Genomic DNA, 3,679 nt, shown 5'->3' on the forward strand with positions numbered 1-3,679 from the left:
TCTCATTGACGTTGTGTTTTATTCTTTCTCGTTCAGTTTTCAATGTCCTCTCACTTGACTCTCTCGTCGAGTGCCCATTTATATTACCATCTCTTCTTACTTTTGTAAAGCTTTTTCTCTATCTTTTTTTCGTTTTCTCTCTCTTTCCCTCTTTTTCTGCCTTTATATCAACGTTTTTTTATTTTATCTTTTTTGATGTTTTTTTATGTTTTGGTGTTTATAGAGTATTTCAGATATTGTAAAAAGAAAAATTATTATACTTTTATACTTATTTTCTTAATTAACCATCTGACACATCTTTTGATTTAACTCCGTTATTCTCACTTTAAACCGAGGAGTATAATCTATCACTTCTTTAAAATATTATATACTTTTCTTAAAGAGGTGGATACTATGGCTAAAAATCAAAAACCAAAAAAGGATTCTTTAATTACTTTAACTAGAAAATATGCAAATAATCATGATGAATGTGTAAAATTCTTTTTTAAAATGAAATGGCCTGTTGGCTTTTACTGTGAAAAATGTGGATGTACACATTACTATTCCATTAAAAGAGGTGATGTCTTTCAATGTAAAGAATGTGGTCATCAACATTACTTACTTTCTAATACTATATTTCAAGATAATAAGCTAGATCTTTATAAATTGATTTTAGGAATGTATCTCTTTTTTACGGCAAATAAAGGTTTGTCTGCGATTGAATTAGCTAATGAATTAGAAATAAATTATAAAACAGCGCTATTACTTTGTAGAAAATGTAGGATTCTTATGTCCCAAAGTAACAGTGAAAAAATTCTGGACAGCTTTTTTTATGAAGCAGACGTTGCTTATATAGGCTCAAAAAGTAAAGAAGAACACAAACAAGGAGTTGCTACTGAACAGCAACCCTTTTTAGTAATGTTATCAACAGATAAAGAAAATAAATATCCAAAATTTTTAAAATTAATGCCAGTAGCTGTAGATAGTACAAATAATATTGTTAGATTCATCTCAAAAAAAGCAATACTTTCAAAAGAAAGAATACTAAACACTGATGGAAAAACAACTTTTTTAGGATTAACTGATAAAATAACATTAAAATCAGAAAAAATACTCTATGATGAAGAAAATCATAGATTGTATTGGCTTAATGTATTAATTGGTGATATAAAGAATAATATTACTGGTATATATCATGGAGTAACTAAACGTGACTTACCTTTGTTTTTGAATGAACAAGAATGGCGTTTCAACCATAGATATACTGGAAAGAACTTCATGAACAAAATACAGAAATATGTTTTGAAATCACATCCATGTCCTAAAAAAGCAATTATTACTGTACTCAATTTATCCGAACCATACTATGCACATGTGTCAGATGGTTAATTAAGCTTATTTTTATAAAAAAGAAACCCTTAAATAAAGGCTTCTTTATAATATTTTATTTAGCTTTTTCTTTTTAATTTCATCAACAAGATCACTTGTTAACATCTCTTTGACAAAAGCTTTTGCACTTCCATTTTCCCCGGTATAATCCCGTCTTTGACAGTTAAATAAACAAAACCCCTTCAAAATAGCGATGTTTGAAGGGGTTTTCTATCTCTAAAATGTAGTAATATTTTTTATTTTTTAGTCTTTTTTATAATTTTTTTCATATTTTTTTCACTCACTATCTGATAATCTGTTCTGAAATCAAACGATTCATGTAATAAATCTGTCATTTCATTTCGTGTATAGGTTGGTACATAACCATTTCCTTCAAAATGTTGAAAGTTATAATCTTTTAAGATATCTATCAATGTTTCAACCGATATTTTATTATCCGTTTTACTTTCTATTATTCTAATAAACATCAATGCCAAAAAACAAGTTAGAAAATGTGCCTTGATCCTGTTGTCTTTTTGAAGATAGACAGGTCTTGCTTTGAATTCACTTTTCATTATTCTAAATGATTCTTCTATTTCCCATCTTCTTTTATTTATGGCAATTATGTCTTTTATATCATCATTCAATGTAGTACATACTGCATAGAATCCATCATATTTTTCTTCTTCCAAAATCTTTTCTTCATCGATTACTATTTCGGTTTCATTTGCCACTTCACCACTGTCCGTATATTTTATTTCCTTTAAGAATCGTGTTGGACTGTTTTGATTTTTATGAATGATTTTTTGGTTTTTTGATGCTGCTTTTTTAGCACGTTCTATCTGATTGTTTCGAATATGCCTTTGGTAAGCACGATATTTTGGTGAAAAGGATACGATGATCCTTTGTTCGATTCCATTTTCATTGATCCATCTTTCTTTATACCATATTCCTTCTTCATGATCTTCATTATTATCACAAGACTGCTTGAGTGCAGCTATATTTATATTTTTTATTTCATCTTTTTCCCATCCATCCTCACTCAATGCCCAATCCTTTATGTGCTTTTTTATTTGCTTCAGTGATTGCGTAACTATATAAGAACGTTCGTTTTTATTGTTGAATTTTCTATTGTCGGTAGATGCAAGACCTGCATCAGTACATACAACGAATTTTGATAGTTGAAAATCCTTAATGATCTTTTTTTCTAATGGAACAAGTGAAGGCTGTTCACTTTCATTGCCTGGAAATAGGACAAATGATAATGGGAAACCGTTGCCGTCTAAAAACAGTCCCATTTGAATAATAGGAAGAGGTCTGTGTTCCTTGCCTTTGCCGTATTTACAGCTGCCACGTTCATCTTCAATTTCAAAAAAATAATTAGTACAGTCATAGTAAAGAACAGAGGTATTTCTTTTCACTACATTTTTTGATTTTTCATAAAGAAATTCCTGAATATAATCTGTCTTTTCGGCAAGTACATCCAGCGCCCTGTAAATATGATGAATTTCAAAAGAAGGCTGTTCGATAAATTTCTTTGAATCATCAAAAGTAGAATATTTACTTGAAGGGTAAAGAATTCTGGAGTAGATCAGTCTAGACAGGATATTAGAGAGATCATATTGAAAATTATAATCATTTTTGATATCTTCACACATCTTATCCAGCTTAAGATCATAAAAAATATCCTGTAAAAACAAATAGCCCCCATTATATAAAGATTGTTTGTTCATTTCTAACAGTTTTGACTGAGAAAGGGAAAGCAAAACGATATCGGTATCACGTTTTTCTTTTTCAGTCATTTCTTTAGCTACATTTTTTGCCCAAGCAATGACTTCATCTTCGTTGTTGTTATGCAAAGGCAATAATTGAGACATTGTCCCAAGTTTTTTAACAGTTTTAGAGGTAGTCTTACCATTTTTTCTAAAAGACTTTTTAATATAAAGAGATTTTGAATTTTTAGATTGAGAAATAACAAGATTCATATGTATCAGCTCCTGTGGATATTATACCACAGATTACCACATAATACTACATATTACCACAAACAAATTTAATAAATTTGACAATAAAAAAACTCAAAAAGCTATGCAGGACAAGCGTTTTGAGTATATTGAATGCTAGCTGAATATCGGTGAACTGTCAAACTCCCGTTTCCCTCTTTTTCTGCCTTTATATCAACGTTTTTTTATTTTATCTTTTTTGATGTTTTTTTATGTTTTGGTGTTTATAGAGTATTTCAGATATTGTAAAAAGAAAAATTATTATACTTTTATACTTATTTTTATAAAAAAGAAACCCTTAAATAAAGGCTTCTTTATAATATTTTATT

2 protein-coding genes are annotated in these 3,679 nt (G+C 29.0%); one reads left to right on the plus strand and one right to left on the minus strand.

Features of this window, described 5'->3' with window-relative positions:
* The first annotated feature begins 393 nt into the window (after positions 1-393).
* A complete protein-coding gene (locus ACLVEP_RS12505) occupies positions 394-1,368 on the plus strand; it encodes an IS1595 family transposase (RefSeq protein ID WP_257360652.1) in 975 nt (324 codons plus the stop codon).
* Positions 1,369-1,604: 236 nt separating this feature from the next.
* Here the strand turns inward: ACLVEP_RS12505 and ACLVEP_RS12510 are convergent, their stop codons facing one another.
* A complete protein-coding gene (locus tag ACLVEP_RS12510; protein WP_412585233.1) occupies positions 1,605-3,332 on the minus strand; it encodes an IS1634 family transposase in 1,728 nt (575 codons plus the stop codon).
* Between the last annotated feature and the right edge of the window lie 347 nt (positions 3,333-3,679).

Source organism: Faecalibacillus sp. (assembly GCF_047023275.1).
Taxonomy (GTDB): Bacteria; Bacillota_I; Bacilli_A; order Erysipelotrichales; family Coprobacillaceae; genus Faecalibacillus.

Coding starts and splice junctions, on each gene's coding strand:
- ACLVEP_RS12505 (WP_257360652.1), top strand. CDS start 394: ATGGCTAAAAATCAAAAACCAAAAAAGGATTCTTTAATTACTTTAACT.
- ACLVEP_RS12510 (WP_412585233.1), bottom strand. CDS start 3,332: ATGAATCTTGTTATTTCTCAATCTAAAAATTCAAAATCTCTTTATATT.